This is a genomic window from Staphylococcus sp. 8AQ (genome assembly GCF_902506595.1).
GTDB classification, from domain to species: domain Bacteria; phylum Bacillota; class Bacilli; order Staphylococcales; family Staphylococcaceae; genus Staphylococcus; species Staphylococcus pasteuri.
This window is the reverse complement of sequence record NZ_LR733871.1, coordinates 963,041-987,857: the sequence shown is the minus strand read 5'-3', so window position 1 is coordinate 987,857 and position 24,817 is coordinate 963,041. Positions and strand designations below refer to the sequence as shown.

22 protein-coding genes and 1 other RNA gene are annotated in these 24,817 nt (G+C 31.4%); 21 read left to right on the top strand and 2 right to left on the bottom strand.

Features of this window, described 5'->3' with window-relative positions; translation table 11 throughout:
- The first annotated feature begins 2 nt into the window (after positions 1–2).
- The 13 genes from GVY01_RS04800 to GVY01_RS04740 all read left to right on the top strand — a co-directional run bounded on the left by GVY01_RS04800 (position 3) and on the right by GVY01_RS04740 (position 13,011).
- Positions 3–1,247, top strand: a complete 1,245-nt coding sequence (locus GVY01_RS04800) for a tetratricopeptide repeat protein (protein WP_070453792.1) — start codon at positions 3–5, stop codon at positions 1,245–1,247.
- Positions 1,248–1,262: 15 nt separating this feature from the next.
- Entirely contained in the window at positions 1,263–1,838 is a 576-nt protein-coding gene (locus tag GVY01_RS04795) for a YpiB family protein (protein ID WP_017637969.1), read from the top strand.
- The gene (locus GVY01_RS04790) at positions 1,828–2,424 is read left to right on the top strand and encodes a DUF1405 domain-containing protein (protein WP_017637970.1); all 597 of its coding nucleotides are present in this window, start codon (positions 1,828–1,830) and stop codon (positions 2,422–2,424) included. The genes GVY01_RS04795 and GVY01_RS04790 overlap by 11 nt, the downstream gene beginning before the upstream one ends.
- Before the next feature lie 44 nt (positions 2,425–2,468).
- Positions 2,469–3,164, top strand: a complete 696-nt coding sequence (locus GVY01_RS04785) for a zinc metallopeptidase (protein WP_017637971.1) — start codon at positions 2,469–2,471, stop codon at positions 3,162–3,164.
- 216 nt (positions 3,165–3,380) lie between these two features.
- The gene (locus GVY01_RS04780; protein WP_017637972.1) at positions 3,381–3,698 is read left to right on the top strand and encodes a nucleotide pyrophosphohydrolase; all 318 of its coding nucleotides are present in this window, start codon (positions 3,381–3,383) and stop codon (positions 3,696–3,698) included.
- A gap of 38 nt (positions 3,699–3,736) precedes the next feature.
- A complete protein-coding gene (gene bshA / locus GVY01_RS04775; RefSeq protein WP_159333659.1) occupies positions 3,737–4,876 on the top strand; it encodes an N-acetyl-alpha-D-glucosaminyl L-malate synthase BshA in 1,140 nt (379 codons plus the stop codon).
- On the top strand, positions 4,869–6,071 hold the full coding sequence (locus tag GVY01_RS04770; protein ID WP_017637974.1) for a CCA tRNA nucleotidyltransferase: 1,203 nt from the start codon (positions 4,869–4,871) through the stop codon (positions 6,069–6,071). Before bshA ends, GVY01_RS04770 begins: the two co-directional genes overlap by 8 nt.
- Positions 6,058–7,029, top strand: a complete 972-nt coding sequence (locus GVY01_RS04765; RefSeq protein ID WP_017637975.1) for a biotin--[acetyl-CoA-carboxylase] ligase — start codon at positions 6,058–6,060, stop codon at positions 7,027–7,029. Before GVY01_RS04770 ends, GVY01_RS04765 begins: the two co-directional genes overlap by 14 nt.
- Positions 7,030–7,053: 24 nt before the next feature.
- Positions 7,054–9,750: a helicase C-terminal domain-containing protein gene (locus GVY01_RS04760; RefSeq protein WP_108016933.1), complete on the top strand. Its 2,697-nt coding sequence runs from the start codon at positions 7,054–7,056 to the stop codon at positions 9,748–9,750.
- Between the two features lie 110 nt (positions 9,751–9,860).
- A complete protein-coding gene (gene asnS, locus GVY01_RS04755; RefSeq protein WP_017637977.1) occupies positions 9,861–11,153 on the top strand; it encodes an asparagine--tRNA ligase in 1,293 nt (430 codons plus the stop codon).
- 187 nt (positions 11,154–11,340) lie between these two features.
- Positions 11,341–12,024 carry a DnaD domain-containing protein gene (locus tag GVY01_RS04750; protein ID WP_017637978.1) on the top strand — a complete coding sequence of 228 codons (684 nt, stop codon included), beginning with the start codon at positions 11,341–11,343 and terminating at the stop codon, positions 12,022–12,024.
- Positions 12,017–12,676: an endonuclease III gene (gene nth / locus GVY01_RS04745; protein ID WP_017637979.1), complete on the top strand. Its 660-nt coding sequence runs from the start codon at positions 12,017–12,019 to the stop codon at positions 12,674–12,676. Before GVY01_RS04750 ends, nth begins: the two co-directional genes overlap by 8 nt.
- A gap of 5 nt (positions 12,677–12,681) precedes the next feature.
- Positions 12,682–13,011: a YpoC family protein gene (locus GVY01_RS04740; protein ID WP_026083522.1), complete on the top strand. Its 330-nt coding sequence runs from the start codon at positions 12,682–12,684 to the stop codon at positions 13,009–13,011.
- A 141-nt stretch (positions 13,012–13,152) separates the two neighbouring features.
- Here the strand turns inward: GVY01_RS04740 and GVY01_RS04735 are convergent, their stop codons facing one another.
- Together GVY01_RS04735 and recU are read right to left on the bottom strand one after the other, a co-directional pair.
- Positions 13,153–15,411 (bottom strand): transglycosylase domain-containing protein, encoded by a 2,259-nt coding sequence (locus tag GVY01_RS04735; RefSeq protein WP_017637981.1) that lies wholly within the window; start codon positions 15,409–15,411, stop codon positions 13,153–13,155.
- On the bottom strand, positions 15,408–16,034 hold the full coding sequence (gene recU, locus GVY01_RS04730; protein ID WP_017637982.1) for a Holliday junction resolvase RecU: 627 nt from the start codon (positions 16,032–16,034) through the stop codon (positions 15,408–15,410). Before recU ends, GVY01_RS04735 begins: the two co-directional genes overlap by 4 nt.
- Before the next feature lie 322 nt (positions 16,035–16,356).
- Here recU and GVY01_RS04725 point away from each other — a divergent pair, with 322 nt between their 5' ends.
- From GVY01_RS04725 to GVY01_RS04690, 8 genes are all read left to right on the top strand, one after another.
- Positions 16,357–16,689: a DUF1798 family protein gene (locus GVY01_RS04725; RefSeq protein ID WP_017637983.1), complete on the top strand. Its 333-nt coding sequence runs from the start codon at positions 16,357–16,359 to the stop codon at positions 16,687–16,689.
- An 11-nt stretch (positions 16,690–16,700) separates the two neighbouring features.
- Positions 16,701–17,267 (top strand): DUF1273 domain-containing protein, encoded by a 567-nt coding sequence (locus GVY01_RS04720; protein WP_017637984.1) that lies wholly within the window; start codon positions 16,701–16,703, stop codon positions 17,265–17,267.
- A 10-nt stretch (positions 17,268–17,277) separates the two neighbouring features.
- Complete coding sequence (gene gpsB, locus GVY01_RS04715; RefSeq protein ID WP_017637985.1) at positions 17,278–17,622, top strand: cell division regulator GpsB; 345 nt, start codon at positions 17,278–17,280, stop codon at positions 17,620–17,622.
- Positions 17,623–17,749: 127 nt separating this feature from the next.
- Positions 17,750–18,130, top strand: an RNA gene (gene rnpB, locus GVY01_RS04710) — RNase P RNA component class B.
- 186 nt (positions 18,131–18,316) lie between these two features.
- On the top strand, positions 18,317–19,453 hold the full coding sequence (locus GVY01_RS04705; protein WP_017637986.1) for a THUMP domain-containing class I SAM-dependent RNA methyltransferase: 1,137 nt from the start codon (positions 18,317–18,319) through the stop codon (positions 19,451–19,453).
- Positions 19,454–19,578: 125 nt separating this feature from the next.
- On the top strand, positions 19,579–20,217 hold the full coding sequence (locus GVY01_RS04700; protein ID WP_017637987.1) for an SDR family oxidoreductase: 639 nt from the start codon (positions 19,579–19,581) through the stop codon (positions 20,215–20,217).
- A gap of 193 nt (positions 20,218–20,410) precedes the next feature.
- Positions 20,411–23,854: a dynamin family protein gene (locus tag GVY01_RS04695; RefSeq protein ID WP_017637988.1), complete on the top strand. Its 3,444-nt coding sequence runs from the start codon at positions 20,411–20,413 to the stop codon at positions 23,852–23,854.
- 18 nt (positions 23,855–23,872) lie between these two features.
- Positions 23,873–24,751 (top strand): 5'-3' exonuclease, encoded by an 879-nt coding sequence (locus GVY01_RS04690; RefSeq protein ID WP_017637989.1) that lies wholly within the window; start codon positions 23,873–23,875, stop codon positions 24,749–24,751.
- Positions 24,752–24,817 lie beyond the last annotated feature (66 nt).

Below are 24,817 nucleotides of genomic sequence, written 5' to 3'. Positions count from 1 at the left end.
TAATGGAAGATATCTACAAATTAATAGACGATATCAATTTACAAAAATTAACAAATTTAGATACTCGTGTAAATGAAGTGCTGAGTTCAAATAACGATGATGCATTATTCATTTTAGGTGAAACACTTTACAACTTTGGTTTAACACCACAAGGTTTAGAAGTATTCCGAACGCTTTATCACAGATATCCAGACGAAAGTGAATTACTTATTTACTTTATTGAAGGGCTAATGTCAGAGAACCAAACTGACGAAGCGTTAGAGTATTTAAGTCAAGTTGAAGAATCTACAGAAAAATTAATGCTCGAAGCAGATTTATATCAACAAATTAATATGCTTGAAGTCGCTATCGATAAAATTCAAGCCGCGATTCAATTAGAACCTAATGATCCAATTCTACATTTCGCTTTAGCAGAATTACTATATTTCGATGGGCAATATTTACGTGCTAGCACTGAATATGAAACAGTACTTGAAACTGGTGAATATGAAGTCAATGGTATTAACTTATTCTCTAGACAAGCAGATTGTAGCTTACAAAGCGGAAATTATAGTGATGCTATTCGCCTATATGATGAAATTAATGAAACTGAGATGAATTCTGAAGATTATTTCAAAAAAGCAATTGCTTATGAAAAAAATGACATAACACAAGAAGCCATTAAAATAATGAAAACGTTATTAACGAAAGACCCTGATTTCTTACAAGGTTATTTCTATTTACAATCATTATACGAAAACGAAAAAAATTATCCGGATGCTATTGAAATTGGTAAAGAAGGATTACGTTTAAGTCAATTTTATAAAGAATTAATGGTTTCAACAGGTAGTATAGAAATTGAACATGGCGATGCAAATGAAGGTGTCACTTTATTAAAACAAGCACTAGAAGTAGATAATGCATATCATGAGCCATTATTGATTTTAAGTGATTTATATAGAAGTGAAGAAGATTATGAAGCACTTATCGACTTGCTCACATATGTAGATGAAGAAGATTTAGACCCAGTGTTTATGTGGCATTTAGCATATGCCTACGGACAAGAAGAACGTGACAAAGAAGCACAACATTTCTTTGAATTAGCTTATCCAACTTTAAAAACACAATCTGAATTCTTAAGCGACTACTATTTCTATCTCTTAGAAATAGGGCAAAAAGAACAAGCTAAATCTATTCTTGATCAACTACTTGAAATGGATCCAAGCAATGAAACATGGCATGATGAAGCAATGCGTTTACAATCTTAAAAGGAATGGTACGAAATGAATAGCTCCCTTACAAAAATGAAACAAAGTTTTATCGAATATTTGCTATTCCATTATGAATTTAAATCTCGTATTTCAGTATGGGTATTAAATTATTTAAAAGCTAGTCCAAAAAAACTACAACGTATACATTTCGTCGAGGAAAAAATACAACAACATATGACATTACAAATTGCAGAAGTAGATTCAGTTGCTTCTGCAATTCAATTTAACGACCATCAACAAGCACTCGTTAACACAAATGAAATTTTCGAAGTCATTGCAAATAACGATATGACTTTTGATATCCAATTGCATTTTTCTTCTGAACATCAACGTGAAAGTCGATTAGACGATTTAATTTTAGCGCAATTAATCCATTCGCCACATTATACATCGTATGTTCAAGATTTGTATTCAATCTCTATGAGTGATCGTAAACAAACAACCTTAATTGAAACACTTCAAGATAATATAGATTTAAGTCTACAGATGAAAGAACAAGAAAGATTTTACCAACTTACACAAATACTTAATATTTTAAAAGCTAAGAAAACTAAACATGATATCGGAGATAACAATAATGACTATTAAACAATACTGGGAAGTTTCATTATATTATCGACCGTTTTTAATATTTTTACTTGTATGTAATGCGATAGGTACAATATATGGCTATGACTGGTATAGTGGTCAGTTGTATATAACACCATCTTATTTTGTTCCTTTTGTTCCAGATAGCCCAACCGCTTCCTTATTTTTAACTATAGCCATTGCATTATTGTTATTAAATAAATCATCATCCATAATTGAAGCTCTAGCATTTGTAACTTTAATAAAATATGGTGTTTGGGCAGTGATTATGAACTTGATTATGTTTGTAATAGATGGAGAGGTAACTATTAATGGATTAATGCTTTTGATATCACATGGCATTATGGCATTACAAGCATTTTACTTTTATCCTCGCTTTAAAATAACTATTTTGGGTTTTGTAATTTCATTAATTTGGGTGTTTTTAAACGATTATATGGACTATGTTAAAATGCAATTTCCTTATTATAAGTTTATTGCTTCCCATGTTATTGAAATTGGGGTATTATCTATTTGTCTAAGTATCATTTCGCTATTTTTATATTTATTTCTTAAACAAGTATTGAAAGTTAAATCATTTGATTAAAGTGCATTTTGACAGTAAAATATGATTAAAGGAGAGTGAGTTTATTGTCTTTAATATCAATGATTATTTATTTTGTAATATTAATGGTCATTCCAATGTGGGCTCAACATAAAGTTAAATCTAACTATGAAAAATACTCACAAGTTAGATCCACAAGTGGTAAGACTGGTCGTGAAGTAGCTGAAGAAATCCTACATGCAAACGGCATTTATGATGTCGATGTAGTTAAAGGTGATGGTTTCTTAACAGACCACTATGACCCAAATAAAAAAGTTGTTTGTTTATCTCCTGCAAACTACGATAGACCTTCTGTTGCTGGTACAGCCATTGCAGCCCACGAAGTTGGTCACGCAATTCAACACCAACAAGGTTATGTATTCTTGAGATTCAGATCAGCATTAGTACCTGTAGCTAACTTAGGTAGTTCATTAAGTTACATTGTTATTATGTTAGGTATTGTGTTAACTGCATTAGGTAGTGCTTTCGGATCTACTGCATTATGGATTGGTGCTGGATTAATGTCACTAGCAGTTTTATTCTCAATCGTGACATTACCCGTTGAATTTGATGCCAGTTCACGTGCAATGAAACAAATTACAGCATTGAATATCGTAAATGAGAAAGAGTACAAACACGCTAAAAAAGTATTATCAGCTGCAGCAATGACTTACGTTGCATCAACAGCAGTTGCATTAGCTGAATTAGCACGTATTATTTTAATCGCTAGATCAAGTGATTAATAACTATATGATTTAAATTTAGACACATCCACTGGTTGATATTGTCATACAGACATTATTAACCAGTTTTTTTATGCTTTTTCATATTAATCATCATTATTCACCATCCCAATCAGTAATAAAAATAAATTACCAACCTTAAATTGCACTAAGAATGCATATCACTTTATTTTGATATATACTATATTAGAAATGCATTCAAAGGAGAGAATTTAATTGAAATCAATGACTCAAATGCAAAAAGAAGTAGATGATTATATTAGTCAATTTAAAGCAGGTTATTTTTCTCCCTTAGCTAATCTCGCTAGACTAACAGAAGAAGTTGGAGAACTTTCTCGAGAAATTAATCATCATTACGGTGAGAAGAAAAAGAAAGATACTGAAGAAGATAATACGATTAAAGCAGAGTTAGGCGATAACTTATTTGTATTACTATGTATTGCCAATTCATTAGGAATCGATATGACTGAAAGTTTTGATGAAACTATGCAAAAATTCAATACACGTGATTATAATCGATTCGAGAGAAAGTAACTATTTTATAAATTGATAATAGAAAGGATGGGACATAAATGAAGATAGGAATAACGTGTTACCCGTCCATGGGTGGCTCAGGTATCATTGCCACAGAATTAGGTATTAAAATGGCTGAGCGAGGTCATGAAGTTCATTTTATTACATCAAACATACCATTTAGAATCCGCAAACCATTACCTAATATCATTTTCCATCAAGTTGAAGTAAACCAATATGCCGTTTTCCAATATCCACCATATGATATTACGTTAAGTACTAAAATTTCAGAAGTGATAAAAGAGTATGACTTAGATATTTTACATATGCATTATGCTGTGCCACATGCGAATTGTGGTATTTTAGCAAAACAAATGTCAGGTAAAGATATTAAAATTATGACGACACTTCATGGTACTGATATAACAGTTCTTGGCTATGACCATTCACTTAAAGGTGCTATTAAATTCGGTATTGAAGAGAGTGATATCGTTACAAGTGTCAGTCATTCATTAGCAGAACAAACTAAAGAAATTATTCATACTGAAAAAGAAATCATACCTATATATAACTTCGTTAGAGAAAATGAGTTTCCAACTCGTCATGATGAAAGCTTCAAATCTGATTACGGTATTGAACCACATGAAAAGGTATTGATTCATGTTTCTAACTTTAGATCAGTAAAACGAATTGATACAGTCATTGAAACATTTGCTAAAGTACATCAACAAATCCCAAGTAAATTAATTTTACTAGGCGATGGCCCAGAACTCATTGATATGCGTCAAAAAACACGAGACCTTGGTGTAGAAGAGAATGTTCTCTTTTTAGGCAAGCAAGATAACGTTAGTGCATTCTATCAACTGTCAGACTTAGTTTTATTATTAAGTGAAAAAGAGAGCTTTGGATTAACGCTTTTAGAAGCTATGAAAACAGGTGTCGTTCCTATTGGTTCAAATGCAGGGGGAATTAAAGAAGTCATTAAACACGGTGAAACTGGATATATTGTCGATGTAGGTGACAGCGACCAAGCGGCTGACTATGCACTTAAACTATTACAAGACAATGAGCTTTATCAACAATTACAATCACAAATGTTATTAGATATAGAACAACGATTTGGCTCAGAATTGATTACAGATCAATATGAACATTATTACCGTCAAATGTTAAATAAAGGTGAGAACTTGCATGAGTAATGAACTATTTGAAAAAGCCAAACCCATATTAACTCAAATACAACAACAAGGATTTCAAGCTTATTTTGTAGGTGGCTCTGTAAGAGATTATCTCATGCATAGAGAAATTCACGATATAGATATTACTACAAGCGCAACACCAGATGAGATTGAATCCATTTTCAGCCATACTATCCCAGTAGGAAAAGAACATGGTACGATTAATGTAGTATTCAATCATGAAAATTATGAAGTAACAACATTTCGTGCTGAAGAGGAATATATTGATCACCGTCGCCCAAGTGATGTTCATTTCGTAAGAGATTTATACGAAGATGTTCAAAGACGTGATTTTACAATAAATGCAATTGCAATGGACACTGAGTATAAGACATTTGACTATTTTAATGGTGAAAGTGATATTCATCAAGCCATTATAAGAACAGTGGGTAATCCTTCTGAAAGATTTGCCGAAGATGCACTTCGTATATTAAGAGGTTTACGTTTTCAATCTCAGCTTAACTTTTCAATAGAAGATAACACGTTCCAAGCTATGGTAAATCAAATTGAAGATATCAAATATTTATCCATTGAACGTATTATCGTTGAACTCAAGAAATTAATCAGTGGTCAAAATGTTGCTACTAGCTATCATCATTTAATTCAATTAGATGCTTTTAAATATATTCCATATTTTGAAAAATTAGACATGCAACGTTTAATAATTGATGAACCTATGCAGTTTGATGTATGGATTGCTATACTTAATGCGAAAATGAATAATGAAGAACCATTATCAAAACTTAAAATAAGTAATAAAGAACAATCACATATTAAGCATCTGGTTTCAATCATCAATCAATTACCGGAAGTCAATTCAAAATCAGATTTAACAATGATGGTGTATGATTATGATATTAATGATATTTTAACTATTATTGAGCATACGCCAACTCTTTCTAAAAATCACATTAAAACTGCAAGTCCACTGATTATAAATCAACAGACAATTAAAGATTCATATCAACAATTACCTATTAATCAACGACAACAACTAGCTATAAACGGGAATGATTTGATGCAACATTTAAATCAACAAGGTGGTCCTTGGGTCAAAGATGTCTTAAGAAAAGTAGAAATTGCCGTCGTAACTAATAAAGTAAGCAATACGTATAATGAAATAATGAAATGGGTGGATAGTCATGTCAAAATATAGTCAAGATGTTGTAAGAATGCTATATGAACATCAACCTGAATATATTTCAGGTCAATACATAGCAGATCAACTTAATATTTCAAGAGCAGCTGTTAAAAAAGTCATTGATCAATTAAAACTAGACGGTTGTGATATTGAATCTATTAATCATAAAGGGCATTTACTAAAAACACTCCCAGATCATTGGTATAGTGGTATTGTTAATCCGATTATCGAGCAACGTGATTTATTTGATCAAATAGAAGTGATGAGTACAGTAGATTCAACACAATTAAAAGCGAAACAAGCACTAGTAGGTAATCATGATACCTTTTTAATATTGAGTGATGAACAAACAAAAGGGCGAGGTCGCTTTAATCGAAATTGGGCTTCTAGTAAAGGCAAAGGTCTTTGGATGTCACTAGTACTTCGTCCTGATGTACCGTACGCAATGATTCCGAAATTCAATTTATTTATGGCATTAGGAATTAAAGATGCGATTCAACAATTTTCAACTGATGATGTTACGATTAAATGGCCTAATGATATATACATAGATGGCAAAAAAGTGTGTGGTTTCCTAACAGAAATGGTTGCCAATTACGATGCGATTGAAGCAATTATTTGTGGTATCGGTATTAATATGAATCATCAAGAAACTGATTTTGATGAAGAGATAAGGCATAGAGCAACAAGTATGCGTATACATTCAGAATACGATTTTAATCGTTATGAATTTTTAGATATATTAATTAAAGAAATTGAAAAGCGATATAATCAATTCTTAAAAGTACCATTTGAAGAGATTCGTGAGGAATATATTGCAGCTACAAACATGTGGCAAAGACCATTACGTTTCACAGAAAATAATGAACAATTTATCGGTGAAGCCATTGATATTGATCATGATGGTTTCTTAATGGTTAAGGACAATCAAGGACAACTTAGAAGGTTAATTAGTGCAGATATAGAATTATAACAATGTAAACTAGGAGAGATAGCTATGGGAATAGCAACATATGCAGTTGTTGATTTAGAAACTACAGGTAATCAACTTGATTACGATGATATTATTCAAATCGGCATTACTTTCGTTCGACAAAACAAAATAATAGGCACATATCATTCAATGATTCGAACTGATTTAGAAATACCTCCGTTTATTCAAGCACTTACTTCAATTGAAGAGACAATGCTTGAACAAGCACCGTATTTCAAAGATATTGCTAATGATATTTATCAACAACTTAAAGACTGTGTATTCGTTGCTCATAATGTCGCGTTTGATTTAAACTTCATTAAAAAAGCATTTAAAAATTGCAATATCAAATACCGACCTAAACGTGTTATGGATACGTTAGAATTATTTAAAGTTGCCTTCCCAACAGATAAAAGCTATCAATTAAGTGAACTAGCCGAAGCACATAATATTCCTCTAACAAACGCACATAGAGCGGATGAAGATGCTACAACCACAGCTCACTTAATGATTAAAGCCTTTGAAAAGTTTGAACAATTACCGCTTGATACATTGAAACAATTATATTATTTAAGTAAAGACTTAAAATATGATTTATATCACATTTTATTCGAAATGGTAAGACAACATAAATCCGCAACATTAGATCAACAATTTGGTCAATTTGAGCAAATTATTTATAAAAAGCAAGTAGATTTAAAAGGACCTGTGACTGAATTTAATGGCACATTAAAGACGCTATATAAAAAAGCAACTAAACAATTAGATCTAACATATCGACCACAACAACTTTATTTATCAGAAATTATTTTAGAACAACTTATGCATGGTGAAAAAGCCATGATAGAAGCACCACTTGGAAGTGGCAAGTCTCTAGCATACCTTTTAGCTGCGTTAATGTATAATATCGAAACTGGTCGACATGTTATGATTTCAACAAATACAAAGTTATTACAAAGTCAATTATTAGAAAAAGATATACCGGCTTTAAATAACGCACTCAATTTCAAAGTCAACGCAACACTTATTAAAAGTAAAAATGACTATATTTCACTTGGACTTATAAGCCAAATTTTAAAAGAAGAAACTAACAATTACGAAGTTAGTATACTTAAAATGCAATTATTGATTTGGATTACAGAAACGGATACAGGTGATATTCAAGAATTGAACTTAAAAGGCGGACAAAAAATGTATTTCGATCAGAAGATTGAAACTTATGTTCCAGTTCGTCATGATATTCATTACTATAATTACCTCAAACGCAATGCTCAAAATATCCAAATTGGCGTTACGAACCACGCTCATTTAATTCATTCTGATGCTGAAAATTCAATTTACCAGCTATTTGACGATTGTATTATTGATGAAGCACATCGCTTACCTGATTATGCACTTAATCAAGTTACAAATGAATTAAACTATGCAGATATTAAATATCAGTTAGGGCTTATCGGTAAAAATGAAAATGAAAAATTATTAAAAGCCATAGATCATTTAGAACAACAACGTATTTTAGAGAAATTAGATATAGCTCCAATAGATGTGTTTGGTCTGAAATCAAATATTAACGATATTCATGAACTTAATGAACAGTTGTTCAATAATATTTACGATATTGTACAAAACGCAGACGTATATGACGATGACATACACAAATATCATTATGTTTACGAATTTGACAATGATCAGATTATCAAAGATTTACATCGTTTAATACACAAATTAAACAAAACATTAGAAGTGTTTAATGGCATGAGTCACAAAACTATAAAGACTATGAGAAAGCAATTATTATACCTAAAAGAGCGTTTTAGACAAACAGAACAAAGTTTGAAAGATAATCATACAAGCTTTATTTCAATTAAAAATTTAAGCCAAAAATCAACGATTCGTTTACTTGTAAAAGATTATGCTGTTAAAGATATTTTGACACAACAAGTCTTAGATAAATTCAAATCCTTAACATTTATTTCAGGAACATTAACGTTTAATCAGTCGTTTGACTCCTTTAAAAATTGGTTTAACAAAGATGTTAAATTTAATACGTACGAAGTGGCATCAGCATTACAAAATACTAAAAACACTAATGTATTTATTCCGTCGGATGTCGCACCATACAACTATAAGAATGTCGACGATTATGTAGCATCAATTGTTAATTATGTTATTGAATATACAACGACAACAGAATCTAAATGTTTAATCCTTTTTACAAGTTATAAAATGATGCATATGGTTCAAGATATGCTTAATGAACTGCCTGAATTTGAGGATTATGTTATATTAACGCAACAACAAAATCAAAATTATAAAATTGTTCAACAGTTTAACCACTTTGATAAGTCTATTCTTTTAGGTACTTCAACATTCTTTGAAGGTTTTGATTTTCAAGCTAATGGTATTAAATGCGTCATGATTGCGAAATTACCGTTTATGAATAAAAACAATGCTAAATATTGGTTAATGAATTCTGAATTTACATCAACTTTTAAAGATTATGTATTACCTGATGCTGTGACACGTTTCAGACAAGGTTTAGGGCGCTTAATACGACATGAAAATGATAAAGGATTAATTGTGTCATTCGATGATCGTCTCATCAATAGTAATTACAAAAGTTTCTTTGAACAAACATTAGAACATTACCGCCAGAAAAAAGGTGACATTAATCAATTTAGTAAATTATTATCACAAATCCAAAAATCAGTGGATAAATAAAAGTTGTGTGATAGGATACACATACTTTTAATTCAACTTGTAGAAGTTGGTAATATATTTTGTTAAAATAAATAAGTATTGAAAAAAGATAAAATAATAGGAGACTGGTTATGAATACAACGATTAAACAAGCAAAACAACATCTTAACCAAGAAGTGACAATTGGCGCTTGGTTAACTAACAAACGTTCTAGTGGTAAAATTGCGTTCTTACAATTACGTGATGGCACTGGATTTATGCAAGGTGTAGTAGTGAAATCAGAAGTAGACGAAGATGTTTTTAATTTATCTAAAGAAATTACACAAGAGTCTTCTTTATATGTAACTGGTACAATCACTGAAGATAACCGCTCAGATTTAGGCTACGAAATGCAAGTTAAATCTATCGAGGTTACCCATGAGGCTCATGATTACCCAATTACACCAAAAAATCACGGTACTGAATTCCTTATGGATCACCGTCATTTATGGTTACGTTCTAAGAAACAACATGCTGTTATGAAAATTAGAAATGAAATTATTAGAGCAACTTATGAATTCTTTAATGACAATGGTTATACAAAAATTGATTCACCAATTTTAACTGCAAGTGCTCCAGAAGGCACAAGTGAATTATTCCATACTAAATACTTTGATGAAGATGCATTCTTATCACAAAGTGGGCAACTATACCTAGAAGCTGCAGCTATGGCTCACGGATATGTATTTTCTTTCGGACCAACTTTCCGTGCAGAAAAATCAAAAACAAGACGTCATTTAATTGAGTTTTGGATGATTGAAGCAGAAATGGCATTTACTGAACATGCAAGAAGTTTAGAAATTCAAGAACAATTTGTTGCACACGTCGTACAATCAGTACTTAAAAACTGTAAATTAGAATTAAAAACATTAGATAGAGACACATCAAAACTTGAAAAGGTTGCTACGCCATTCCCTAGAATTTCTTATGACGATGCAATTAAATTCTTAAAAGAAGAAGGATTTGATGATATTGAATGGGGCGAAGATTTCGGTGCACCACACGAAACTGCTATCGCTAATCATTACGATTTACCAGTATTTATCACTAATTATCCTACAAAAATTAAACCATTCTATATGGAACCTAACCCTGAAAACGAAGACACTGTATTGTGTGCTGATTTAATTGCTCCAGAAGGTTATGGTGAAATTATCGGTGGATCAGAACGTATCAATGATTTAGAGTTACTTGAACAACGTATTAATGAACATGAATTAGATTCAGAAGCTTATAGCTATTACTTAGATTTACGTCGCTATGGTAGTGTACCTCACAGTGGCTTCGGTTTAGGATTAGAACGTACAGTTGCTTGGATTTCAGGCGTAGAACATGTACGTGAAACTGCACCATTCCCACGTTTATTAAATCGTTTATACCCATAAGTATCATTCAGTTAAATTTAAGTTATTATATTACATGTCGTCCAGTCATTTAAATAGACTGGGCGTTCATTTTTATCTTATACTAACTTATAATAAAGCATTGCATTTTATTAAGGGCATCCATAAAAATCCTTCTATTTAATCAAATATAATGAAGGTCTAAATTTTAATGATAGGAGGGGGTACAATGGACAAGTTTCAATTAAAAACACGACCAGTTGTGATTCGTCGTGAATTGTTAGACCATTACAGTGAACTAGGTATAGATGAACAAGATTTAATCATTTTAATCAAACTAATTTATGCATCAGAAACATCAAATAAACAACCATCCATTGAATCACTTCAACAGGGATCTACGATGCAACCACGTGAAGTTACTGCAGTCATTCAAAATTTAATTCAACGAGAATTATTAGAATTAAACGTTAATAAAGATGAAGAAGGTCGCTTTACAGAATATATGAATTTAGATCCTTTTTATGAAAAACTAAGTCAATTGCTTAAAAAGCAAACAATTGATACCAATGAACAAAGTGATAAAGAAAAGTTTAAAACATTATTCCAAATGATAGAACAAACATTTGCTAGACCATTGTCACCTTATGAAATTGAAACGTTGAACCAATGGATTGATGTTGATAAACATGATATATCAATTATTCAAGCTGCTCTTGATGAAGCAAATAGCCAAAATAAATTAAGTTTTAAATATATGGATAGAATATTGTTAAATTGGAAGAAAAATAATGTCAAAACAATTGATGACTCAAAAGAAATTAGAAAGCAATTTAATAAACCAAAAATGAAACACACTGTTAAGAAAGTACCAAAATTTGATTGGTTAAATGGAGAGAAATCAGATGATTAGTAAGAAAAAAGCACTTGAAATGATTGATGTAATTGCCGATATGTTTCCAGATGCAGAATGTGAACTAAAACATGATAACGCATTCGAATTAACAATTGCAGTACTTTTATCAGCGCAATGTACCGATATATTAGTTAATAAAGTTACTCGTTCATTATTTGCCAAATATAAAACACCAGAAGATTATTTAAATGTAAGTGATGAAGAATTACAACAGGATATTCGTTCTATTGGATTATATAGAAATAAAGCTAAAAATATCAAAAAACTTTGCCAATCTTTACTTGATCAATTTGATGGAAAGATTCCTCAAACACATCAAGAACTAGAAAGTTTAGCTGGTGTTGGACGTAAAACTGCAAATGTCGTAATGAGTGTCGCTTTTAACGAACCTTCACTCGCTGTAGACACACATGTAGAACGTGTTTCTAAACGTTTAGGTATTAATCGCTGGAAAGATAATGTAAGACAAGTTGAAGATAGACTTTGTTCTGTCATACCAAAAGACCGTTGGAATAAAAGCCATCATCAACTTATTTTCTTTGGTCGATATCATTGTCTCGCTCGTAAGCCAAAATGTGATATTTGTCCATTGTTTAAAGATTGTAGAGAAGGTCAGAAAAGATACAAAGCAAGTTTGAAAGAAGCGTGAAACATTTGATAACTAAACAAGACTTTGAAGAGTTAGAACAACAACTCGATCAATTCGCAAGCCAAAAACAATTAAAATCAGCAGAAGCAAAACCAGTTATAGATGCTTATTTCGAAATGATTATAAGTTATTTTAAACAAATAAATGAAATCAATGAGTTAAATCTAAATGAGCTTGATAACTATCCAGTTGTTCCTATGAATTTTGGTGAGCGCTATCAATACATGTTAGCAAGAAAATATCATTTTATGGGTTATAGACAAATGAAAACATTAAAATCCGAGTTAATAAAAATGAATGCTTCGTACCAAATTCGTAAAAAAAGAAACCAATAAATGTATTGTGATTCACTAATCATTTCATACTTATAATAAAGTTGAAGTACCCACTGGTTAAATCTAGTAGGTACTTTTTAATTTATATAAAAACAAAAAAACGCCCAAATCCTATTTTAGGATTTGGGCGTTTCGTCTATATTATGAAGCTTTATTATTAAATATTGAATTAAAGCTGAATAGACTAGTTAGGGCATTTCCGCTTTGTTGGGAACTGCTATTTGAACTATTTGAGCTGTTAGAGCTTGATGAACCATTTGATGATGATCCATTACTTCCATTGCTGTTACCGCTATTAGAAGATGTTGATGAATCACTATCACCATGTGTGCTCTTATTAATTGTATTACTATCTGAATGTCCTTTTACTGATAATGAATCAGGGTCACTACCTTCAACTGAGCTTGGTTTTTTAAAGTCTTTACCATCTCTTGAAGAAATGTCTGACATGACTTCTTCAAATAGATATTGTGGATATTCTTGTTCAGAATGTCCTACGAAAGAGTTAGTTCCGTATTCTTTAACTTTGTTGAAGCCCATCCACACTGACATAGTGTATTGAGGTGAGAATCCGTTGATCCAAACATCTTTGGCTGCATTATCAGGTAAGTTATATTGACTATAAACTTCAGCACCGTAAGTACCAGTACCTGTTTTAGCACCCATATTAACACCAGATACGCCGTGACCATAAGCTGAACCATAGGCTTTAAATGTACCTTTAAGCATTTCAGCTAACATATAGGCTGTAGAATCTTTCATTGCTTTATGGCTAGTATGATCATATTCAATAGTGTCACCATCGTGAGTAACAACTTTTTGAATTGAATGAGCATTGTTATAAGTACCACCATTTGCTAATGAAGCAAATGCAGATGCTAATTGAGTTGGTGAGAATTCTGATGAAGAACCACCAAGTACTTCAGATGGTCCAATTTTACCATCGTAATCTAAACCAACTTTAGATGCGAATTTCTTAGGTGCATCGTTACCTGCGCTAGATTTAGTTTGTTGCCAAGTTTTAAGGGCAGGGATGTTGAAACTTTGTCTTAATGCATCATATGCAGAGACAGTTCCGTGACTCTTCGTATCATAGTTTCGGAATGTTGAACCGTCTACTTGATATGAAGATTCGTCTTGAATAGCATGATTAGTTGCCCAATTCATGTTTTCAATAGCTGGACCATAAGCTAAGAATGGTTTTAATGATGAACCAGTAGGATGTGGATCTGTAGCTTGGTTTCTGTCAACGACGTCTTTATAATTACGTCCACCAGAAATGGCTACTAAACCACCAGTTTTACTATCTAAGATAGTAGCACCAACTTGTTGGTCATCGTTTTTGTAGAAGCTACCATTGTTAATCTTATCTTGAAGCGTTTGTTGAACATCTTTATCCATATTTGTATAGATCTTAATACCACTTTGAAGAACGTTACCTAAGTTTTCTTTCTTGAAGTGTTTGTTATTCATTAATTCTGATTTAACAAAATTCACATAAGATGCTAACTCTGGGTTTTTATCTTCTGTAGTATTTTGACGTTCTTTATCACTTCTTTGAACTAAGTTAGCTTTAACATCGATTTTCTTAGCTTTCTCATATTCTTTATCGCTTATTCTATGATGATAATGCATTAAGTATAATACAGTGTCTTTACGATCTTCAGCTTGTTTAGGATGATCGTAAATATTGTAATTATTTGGTACTTGAGGTAAGCCGGCTAGGTAAGCTTCTTCAGCTAAGTTTAAATCTTTAAGGTCTTTATTAAAGTAATACTTAGCAGCAGCTTTAACACCAGTTACACCATCAGAGTAGTAAATTTTATTCAAGTAAACTTGGAATATTTCATCTTTACTGTACTCTTGTTCTAATCGGTATGAAAGGTAAGCTTCTTGAGCTTTACGACCGATAGATTTTTGTTGTGATAAGAATGAATCTTTAACAACTTGTTGAGTTAAGGTAGAAGCACCTTGAGCCCCAAATCCACCAGTTAAGTTTTTACCTATTGCACCGAATAGACGTTTATAGTCCAAAGCACCGTGATCATAGAAGCGATTATCTTCTGTAGCTAAGACGGCATCTTTCATACTTTGTGGTACATCTTTGATATTCACATGTTCATGACGTTGACCATAATCTAACGTCTTAACTAAGTCACCGTTTTTATCATAAATCTTAGCAGGGATAGGATCCTCTAACTTAGATTCAGTGAATGCAGGTGCTTTCCATGCGTAATATGCAAATAGTAAGATACCGAGTAACAATAGAACAATAAAGGCAATAAACATAAAGCCAATAATCTTAATAATCGTTCTCTTCACATTTCTATTCTTTTTTTCGTCGGACTTCCCATTATTGCCTTTATTTTTAGGCTGAGAAGACCCTTTGTTTTCCGTCATACGCGGTCCTCACTTTCATCTAATATCAACTTATCAACTGCTTTGAGGTAATTCAATCTAGGTTGATACTGATAAGGAATATGGTAACCATTTTTTCGTATTTCTTCAACTGTTATCGATTTTTTAATATCTTTTTTGTATCTATCCCAAAAGAATTCAAATTTAGAATAGGGTAATAGATAAACTTCATCAAGTGATTTAAATCTTATCATTAAAAAAACAATACCTCGTTGTTGGTATGTGTTCTTCATATGATCAACTTGATGATCATGGATATTATTCAAGGGGAAAGAAGTTTTATTCTTCGTTTCCTTTGCTTCAAAATCGATATAATAGCCATTATAGACACCATTATAATCTGTTGTTGAAGGCGTACGAAAATAAGCTTCATTTATCACAGCTTTACTCCGTTTTGGATAGTGAACATTGACTATCTGTACAGGAGTAGGTTTCTTGTGAATGACTGCGATGCCACTTTTTAAATAGTAAGCATTAGAATGCTCAATATCTTTTTCCAGTGACATACCTCGTCCACCATATTCAATATTACTTGAGTATGATGACGATTTGCGTCCGTCCAAAGTCTTATTTTCTTTGTATGGTTGACCATTAGGATAATTCATATATTTCACCACACAAGTCTGGTAGTAAACTGCGATTATTATACACAAGATTTTACAATTAACCAAACTTTTATAAAATTAATGCATTTTTCACTAACCTAAAATACATCAAACCTTATTTTAACGTGCTTTCATTAAATAAACAATAAAAATAGACACATTTATTTCCTTTGTATGCTTATTTAACACGTTTATTTTTATATAAAGCATAGTAAACAGGTAGTTTTTTTATTTAACGTGCAATTTATAACTATAAAAACAATACGTCACGTATGACGGGGGATAAACAATATGATAGATTAATAATGTAGGAGGCTACTAGATGTTAGATATCATTAAAAATTTAATATTAGAAGTCAATCATATGGGCCAAAAATATGAACGAGTTAGAGAAAAAGAGGAAGACGAAGATTTTCATAAAGTTGTAGAACCATATGTTCGAAATATAGATACACAGCTCAATCAACTGAGAAACTATGAACAATCACTCGTTAATACTACATATATGAACAAGAAGAAAGTTGATTTATTATTTAAAAATATTGAAGAACTTTCCGTAGAATGCCATTTTAAACGAACAAGTCGAAAGCTTTTTACAGAAAAAATTAAAGCTGTACAATATGATTTGAATAATATTTTAAAATATAATGTTTAAAGAGGGAAATTATGGTTAAAACTGTTTATATCACTGGATATAAATCTTATGAATTAAATATATTTAAAGATGATGCTCCAGAAGTTTACTATCTAAAGCAATTTATTAAACATAAAATTGAACAGTTATTAGATGAAGGTTTGGAATGGGTATTAATACAAGGTCAGATGGGCATTGAATTATGGACTGCAGATGTTGTTATTGAATTAAAAGAAATATACCCCGAACTTAAACTAGGTGTGATAACGCCTTTCGAGGGACATACATCTAAATGGAATGAACAAAATCAAGCTAAGTACATGAATATTATTAATAACGCTGATTTTACTGAAAGTGTTTTTCATTCTGAGTATCAGGGGCCGTTTCAATTTAAACAAACCGACCAATTTATGCTAGACCATACTGATCAAACTTTATTAATATACGATGAAGAACAAGAAGCAAGTCCTAAATTTTTTAAATCTATGTTAGTTGATTTTATGGAAAAAACAAACTATACTTGTGATATTGTGACGTTTGATGAACTCACTGACTTCATCAACGACTTGCAGTGGTCTCAAGATCAAAGTTTCGAATGAGGTGGAAAAAATGTCAGATGTTTCATTAAAATTATCAGCAAAAGATATTTATGAGAAAGATTTTGAAAAAACTATGGCTCGTGGCTATAGAAGAGAAGAAGTAGATGCTTTTTTAGATGATATCATTACAGATTATCAAAAAATGGCAGACATGAATAATGAAGTTGTAAAACTTTCAGAAGAAAACCACAAATTAAAAAAAGAACTTGAAGAATTAAGATTACGTGTTGCGACAACTAGACCACAAGAGAATAAAAACTTTTCTTCAAATGGTTCTAACAACAACGCATCATCAAACAATGTAGATATTTTAAAACGTATCTCTAACTTAGAAAAAGCAGTATTTGGTAAATAATATTTGAATTGGTTTAGACAAAGCTTTCTATTAGTGTGAGCGTAACACTTTGTTTCCATTTAGATGGGGACTTAAATTTTAAAAGGCTTTGTCTAGACCCTTTTTTATGTTATACTCTCAAAGGTGATATTTTGGGTAATCGCTATAGTGATATAGAGGAAAGTCCATGCTCACACAGTCTGAGATGATTGTAGTGTTCGTGCTTGATGAAACAATAAATCAAGGCATTAATTTGACGGCAACGAAATAACCTACGTTCTTTGAATAGGGTTAGAATAGTTTGAAAGTGCCACAGTGACGTAGCTTTTATAGAAATATAAAAGGTGGAACGCGGTAAACCCCTCGAGTGAGCAATCCAAATTAGGTAGGAGCACTTGTTTAGCGGAATTCAACGTATAAACGAGACACTAACATTTTAAATGTTATGGTAGACAGATGGTTACCACCAACGTACCAGTGTGGCTAGTGCACGTTTAGAGTACAATGGAACAGAACATGGCTTACAGAAATATCACAACTAGTTTAGCTCTCCCATCAAACGGAGAGCTTTTTTTAATGATATATTTACTTAAATCAATTTTACCAAAAATATTTTAATTCACTTTATAAAAATAAATGACTATGTATGATTAAACTTTAAAAGTATCTTTGTTAAAATAAACATAAATCAAATGAATCTAAAGGAGAACAATGCATGTTTCAATTATTAGCAGTATGTCCAATGGGATTGGAATCAGTAGTAGCTAAAGAAATACAAGAATTAGGCTATGAAACACAAGTAGAAAACGGTCGTATCTTTTTTGAAGGTGACGAAAGTGCTATTGTTAAATGTAACTTATGGTTACGTACAGCAGACCGTGTCAAAATCGTTATGGGGCAATTTAAAGCCACAACATTTGATGAACTTTTTGAAAAAACTAAATCATTACCATGGGAAACAATTATTGACCAACAAGGGAGTTTTCCAGTGCAAGGACGCAGTGTAAAATCAACACTTTATAGTGTGCCAGATTGCCAAGCTATCACTAAAAAAGCCATCGTTGAATGTCTAAAACATGCATATAATGAAAAAGGCTGGTTAAATGAAACAGGGGCTAAGTACCCAGTAGAAGTTTCTATTTTAAAAGATAATGTATTACTTACAATTGATACATCTGGCTCTGGATTAAACAGAAGAGGTTATCGTTTAGCTCAAGGTGAAGCGCCAATTAAAGAAACGCTAGCTGCAAGTTTAATTAAATTAGCCAATTGGACTGGCGATACACCATTAATTGATCCGTTCTGCGGTTCAGGGACTATTGCTATCGAAGCATGTCTAATTGCACAAAACATTGCACCTGGGTTTAATAGAGACTTTGTATCTGAAGAATGGAATATCATGCCACCAAATATTTATGATGAGATGCGAGATGAAGCTGATAAGCAAGCTGATTACGATAGAGAGATTCAAGTTTACGCTTCTGATATTGATCCAGAAATGGTTGAAATCGCTAAACGTAACGCTGAAGAAGTTGGCTTATCAGATATCATTCAATTCAACGTTAAAGACGTCAATACATTAACGATTGATAGTGAAGAACCTATCGCTTTAATTGGTAACCCACCATATGGTGAACGTATCGGCGATAGAGAAGAAGTAGAAGAAATGTATCGTTATATGGGTACATTGATGAAACAACACCCATATCTATCTACTTATATCTTAACAAGTAATAAAGAATATGAGTTTTTAGTAAATAAAAAAGCAACAAAACGTCGTAAGTTATTTAACGGTTATATTGAATGTACTTATTATCAATATTGGGGTAAGAAACCTCAAACGAAAGATTAAATTAATCAAACAGTTCATTAGCACTCTCATTGCAACTATAGTAAAGTTGTTTTGAGAGTGTTTAAATTTAAATTACTGATGAAATTAATAAATAATATAATCAATAGATGAGAGGAGTAATATATATGAAGAATGTTTTAATTATTGGAGCTAATGGTAGAGTGGCCATTGAAGCAACCAAAATTTTCTTAGAAAACTCAAATTTTAATGTAAATCTATTTTTAAGAAATGCACACCGTATTCCAGATTATGGTTCAAACAGAGTAACTGTATTTGAAGGTGACGCTAAAAATCAAAGCGATTTAGAGAAAGCATTAGATAATATCGATATCGTATTCACTGGAACATCTGGTTCACTTAATCGTCATGCTGAAACGATTGTAAAAGCCATGGATGCAAAAGGAATTAAACGTTTAATTTTAATTGCTGCCCCAGGAATCTATGATGAATTACCTGAACCATTTAATGAATGGAACAAACAACAATTTGGCGAGAAACTTAATTTATATCGTCAAGCTGCAGATACAATTGAACAATCAGATTTAGATTATACAATTATTAGACCAGGTTGGTTAACTGATAAAAATGAAAACATTTATGAAATCACTACAAAAGATGGCCAATTCGAAGGTACTGAAGTATCTAGAAAAAGTGTCGCAAACTTAGCAGTACAAATAGCAAAACACCCTGATTTACATTCAAAAGAGAATATTGGTGTATTCAAGCCAGGCACTGAAGGCGACAAACCAGCTTGGTTTGAATAATCCTTCCCTAAATTCATAGGTTTTGAGTAATATATATGATAATATTTTAAGTAATATCATAATCTATGATTATTGGCTTACTCAAAAGAGGTTATGACAAAGTATCTTACATTAAAATTGCGTTTTGGATTTTAAGTCGTTTTGTCTTGACCTCTTCTTTTTTTATCGAAAGAACTAAAGGGGATTAAAACGTATGACACACACTGAACAATTAGACATTTTATATAAACTAAAAAAAGAAGTCGAAAAATCAAACAACACTGCTTTATTAAACACAATTAATCAAGTTATTAAAAAGGTATACAAAAATCAATTTACTACTTCATTTGTTGGTCACTTTTCAGCAGGTAAATCAACACTAATTAATTTGTTATTAGAACAAGATATTTTACCTAGCTCTCCAGTACCGACAACAAGTAATACAGCAATCGTCTCAGTTTCTGATTCAGAAGACATTATTGCGAATTTACCGGATCAACAATATACAAAATTAAAAACCTACGACGAAGTAAAACAGATGAATCGCCAAAATATAGACGTAGAGTCTGTAGAAATCAACTTTAAGTCTGATAAATTTGATAATGGCTTTACATTTCAGGATACACCCGGCGTTGACTCTAACGTAGCCACTCACCAAACTACAACTGAACAATTTATGTATACGAGTAACGTGTTATTTTATACTGTCGACTATAACCATGTTCAATCAGCGCTCAATTTTCAATTTATGAAACGAATTAATGAAGTAGGTATCCCTGTTGTGTTCATCATTAATCAAATAGACAAACATAATGAAGACGAACTTTCATTTGATACGTTTAAATCTAGAGTTGAAAAATCAATTAACGAATGGGAAATTAAATTAGAACATATTTATTATGTATCTAAATTTGACCATCCTGAAAATCAAATCAAGCAATTATCTGATTATCTCTTATATTTAGACGAAAATAGAGAATCAATGGAAGATTATATTGAACGCACAGTATCATTTATTACTGATGCACAATTATCATATATCCAAAATGAAATGCAAAGTATTTTAGAATACTTAAATATTGAAGAAGAATTTGAACAAGCATATTTAAATTTCCAACAAACACAATCTGTATCAGAAGAAGCACAATTACTAAATGATAAAGATAAACTAAAGTCTTATCTCAAACAAAAACGTAAAGACATTTTAGAAAATGCTTATATTATGACTCATGATATGCGAGAACAATTAAGATCGTATTTAGAAAGTAAGGCTACAGATTTTAAAGTAGGTGGATTTTTCAATAAATCTAAGAAGAAGGAAGAAGCACAAACAGAACGTTTAAACAAAGCAGTTGATATGCTTCAAGAAAAGATAAACACCCAAATTCGCCAACCTATGAGAGAAGATATGTCATTTTTAACACGATTTATTAATCAGAAAAATATTAATGAACATATTTTAAATCAGTCTTATGATATACCAAACGATTTAGTTTCTTCTTTATATCAACCACAAACAACTATAAGTAATACGTATGTATTAACATTTTCTGATGAAGTGGTTAAAGCAATTAATCAATTTGTTGAACGCCAATCAAATCCATTATTTGAAAAGGCCATTCAACATGTTCAAGCTAACGAAATAGAAACTGAAGATAGTGAAGCATCAGAAGAATATCAACGATATATGAAATTAAATAATTTGAAAGAATCTCTAACAACACGCAATTATCAACATTACTATATACATTTAGAAGATTCTTTAGATAAATTAACAGGACGTACTGAAGCTAACTTCACGATTAAACAACAAAATGATACAACACATCATCAAAATAGAGATTCAATTCAATCAGAAAGCGATGATGTCTCAAGTTCACAAATTGATATTGAAAAGGCATTAAATGTAATCGAAGATATACCGTTATTTGAGCGAACTCAAATGGACATAAAGCAAACATTAACTCGTCTAGATCAAAAAATCACAAAAATTGGCGTATTTGGTACATTCAGCGCAGGAAAGAGTAGCTTAATTAATGCCTTATTAGGTGGTCAATATTTAGTAAGTTCACCAAACCCAACAACAGCGGCGACAACCGAATTGACTTACGGTGAAAATAGCAGTATTACTTTAAAATCATCAAAGCAATTACTTCAAGAAATTAACCAAATGCTTGAATACTTCAATCAGTCATTCGATTCACTTGATGAATTTATTAATAGTGATATAACGCAATTAAAATCAAAATTAGAAAAAAATCAACTTGCGTTTATTTCTGCTGTAGAAAAACATTATGACATGTATATCAATATGTTAAATGATGGAGAAGTACATCAAATCGACCAAGATGATGTTAAAAAATGGTCTGCAGAAGATGAATATGCAACATTTGTTAAAACAGTTCATTTACAAGTACCTGTTGAATGGCTTAAAGGAAAAATTATTGTCGATTCACTTGGTTTACATTCAAATAACCAACGACATACAAATGAAACAGAACAAATACTTACTTCTTCAGATTTAATTTTATATGTTAGTTACTTCAATCATTCATTTACTGACAATGACAAAGCCTTCATTGAACATATGAAAGATATGAATCAGCTAAACGAAAATCAAGCTTTCAAAATGATTATCAACGCGGTTGATTTAGCTGAGAGTGAACAAGATTTAGATGCTGTTAAAGATTATGTTGCTGATGCACTTAATCAAGTACAGTTACAATCAGACGTTTTTGGTGTATCTAGTCGAGAAGCATTAAAATCTAACGATGAAGGTATCAATCAATTGAAAGAAAGCATTCAACACTTTGTCGACATTGAATCTAAGACAATTCTAGAACAACAAATGATTCATCAACTACAACAAATCGACAAGTCATATGTTGAAATGATAGAAGAATTTGAATCTAATAAAGACGACATTGCTAAGCGTCAACAAAAATTAGAAACATATAAAGACCAACAAAGACTCGGTCATCAACTGATAGATACAACATCACAATATACGAATAATGAAGTTGAAGAACAAGTTTATCATTTAAATTCACGACTAAAACTTCAATTAATGGACGATATTAAATCTGTATATAACAGTCAAATGACTCAAAATAGTGATTTTAATGAAGAAAAGAAAAATTCGACTAAAATTTATTTAGATCAAATTCATCAAAGACTGTTCTTAGAACAATCATTAATTACTGAAAGAATTAAAAGATACTTTAATCAACAATTAGATGAACAAGTGGCACCTGTGTTACAACAATTAAGTCAATTGCATATCATAGTTAATCCACGTTTCAATTTACAACCAGATGTCATTGATAAACCGTTACTTCATATTGAACTTAACGATATGATGAGTGAATTACCTAAACAATTAACAAAACGTAAAATCCTTAATCCAAATTCACAGAAAGAAATTCACGAATATATTTGTCAAAGTACATTAGAATTGCTTCAATCAAATTTCAATCAGTTAAGACAACAATTGGAATCATATGTTAATCAAATGTCTTCAGAAGCAGAAGAACAATTTAACAGTATCGAAGAAAACATTCAAAGTCAGATTAACGAACTGTTATCATTTAACTTGGATGAATCATTAATTACACAACTCAAAGATAAACACCAACAATTAGAAGCAATCATTTATTAAGAAAGAAGGATTACCAAAATGCCTAACAAAGTTTTACTCGTTGATGGCATGGCATTATTGTTTAGACACTTTTTTGCAACTAGTCTACACAGTCAATTCATGTATAATTCAAAAGGCGTGCCTACTAATGGCATTCAAGGATTCGTTCGCCATATCTTCTCTGCTATCAAAGAAATTCAACCAACTCACGTGGCTGTTTGTTGGGATATGGGACAATCAACATTTAGGAATGATATGTTTGATGGTTACAAACAAAATCGATCAGCACCTCCAGAGGAATTGATACCTCAATTTGATTATGTAAAAGAAATCTCTGAACAATTTGGCTTCGTTAATATTGGTGTTACTAATTACGAAGCAGATGATGTGATAGGAACATTAGCAAAATCATATTCAACAGATAATGATGTTTATATTATTACTGGCGACAGAGATTTACTTCAATGTATTAATGAAAATGTGGAAGTATGGCTAATTAAAAAAGGATTTAATATTTATAATCGTTACACATTAAATCGATTCAACGAAGAATATCAATTAGAACCTCAACAATTAATTGATATTAAAGCGTTTATGGGTGATACTGCAGATGGTTATGCTGGAGTAAAAGGGATAGGCGAGAAAACGGCTATTAAATTAATTCAACAATATGGCAGTGTAGAAGAAGTCATAAATCAAATTGAAGCTTTAACACCAGGACAAAGAAAGAAAATTAATGACAATATGAATGAATTACATTTATCTAAACGATTAGCTGAAATTCATACAGAAGTTCCTTTAGATAGCGAACAATTATTTATGGATATGGCTTTTGCCACAACATTAAATCATATTCTATCTATTTGTAATGAACACGAACTATACGTTTCAGGAAAATATATTTCAAGTCATTTATAAGACAAAGCAATCTAAACTCCATATGGATAATCTTATTGATAAGAATATCCATATGGGGTCTTTTTT

What these genes read in the sequence shown, in the direction of transcription:
- GVY01_RS04800 (WP_070453792.1), top strand. Translation starts at nt 3, where the DNA reads ATGGAAGATATCTACAAATTAATAGACGATATCAATTTACAAAAATTA.
- GVY01_RS04795 (WP_017637969.1), top strand. Translation starts at nt 1,263, where the DNA reads ATGAATAGCTCCCTTACAAAAATGAAACAAAGTTTTATCGAATATTTG.
- GVY01_RS04790 (WP_017637970.1), top strand. Translation starts at nt 1,828, where the DNA reads ATGACTATTAAACAATACTGGGAAGTTTCATTATATTATCGACCGTTT.
- bshA (WP_159333659.1), top strand. Translation starts at nt 3,737, where the DNA reads ATGAAGATAGGAATAACGTGTTACCCGTCCATGGGTGGCTCAGGTATC.
- GVY01_RS04770 (WP_017637974.1), top strand. Translation starts at nt 4,869, where the DNA reads ATGAGTAATGAACTATTTGAAAAAGCCAAACCCATATTAACTCAAATA.
- GVY01_RS04765 (WP_017637975.1), top strand. Translation starts at nt 6,058, where the DNA reads ATGTCAAAATATAGTCAAGATGTTGTAAGAATGCTATATGAACATCAA.
- GVY01_RS04760 (WP_108016933.1), top strand. Translation starts at nt 7,054, where the DNA reads ATGGGAATAGCAACATATGCAGTTGTTGATTTAGAAACTACAGGTAAT.
- asnS (WP_017637977.1), top strand. Translation starts at nt 9,861, where the DNA reads ATGAATACAACGATTAAACAAGCAAAACAACATCTTAACCAAGAAGTG.
- GVY01_RS04750 (WP_017637978.1), top strand. Translation starts at nt 11,341, where the DNA reads ATGGACAAGTTTCAATTAAAAACACGACCAGTTGTGATTCGTCGTGAA.
- nth (WP_017637979.1), top strand. Translation starts at nt 12,017, where the DNA reads ATGATTAGTAAGAAAAAAGCACTTGAAATGATTGATGTAATTGCCGAT.
- GVY01_RS04735 (WP_017637981.1), bottom strand. Translation starts at nt 15,411, where the DNA reads ATGACGGAAAACAAAGGGTCTTCTCAGCCTAAAAATAAAGGCAATAAT.
- recU (WP_017637982.1), bottom strand. Translation starts at nt 16,034, where the DNA reads ATGAATTATCCTAATGGTCAACCATACAAAGAAAATAAGACTTTGGAC.
- GVY01_RS04725 (WP_017637983.1), top strand. Translation starts at nt 16,357, where the DNA reads ATGTTAGATATCATTAAAAATTTAATATTAGAAGTCAATCATATGGGC.
- GVY01_RS04720 (WP_017637984.1), top strand. Translation starts at nt 16,701, where the DNA reads ATGGTTAAAACTGTTTATATCACTGGATATAAATCTTATGAATTAAAT.
- gpsB (WP_017637985.1), top strand. Translation starts at nt 17,278, where the DNA reads ATGTCAGATGTTTCATTAAAATTATCAGCAAAAGATATTTATGAGAAA.
- GVY01_RS04705 (WP_017637986.1), top strand. Translation starts at nt 18,317, where the DNA reads ATGTTTCAATTATTAGCAGTATGTCCAATGGGATTGGAATCAGTAGTA.
- GVY01_RS04700 (WP_017637987.1), top strand. Translation starts at nt 19,579, where the DNA reads ATGAAGAATGTTTTAATTATTGGAGCTAATGGTAGAGTGGCCATTGAA.
- GVY01_RS04695 (WP_017637988.1), top strand. Translation starts at nt 20,411, where the DNA reads ATGACACACACTGAACAATTAGACATTTTATATAAACTAAAAAAAGAA.
- GVY01_RS04690 (WP_017637989.1), top strand. Translation starts at nt 23,873, where the DNA reads ATGCCTAACAAAGTTTTACTCGTTGATGGCATGGCATTATTGTTTAGA.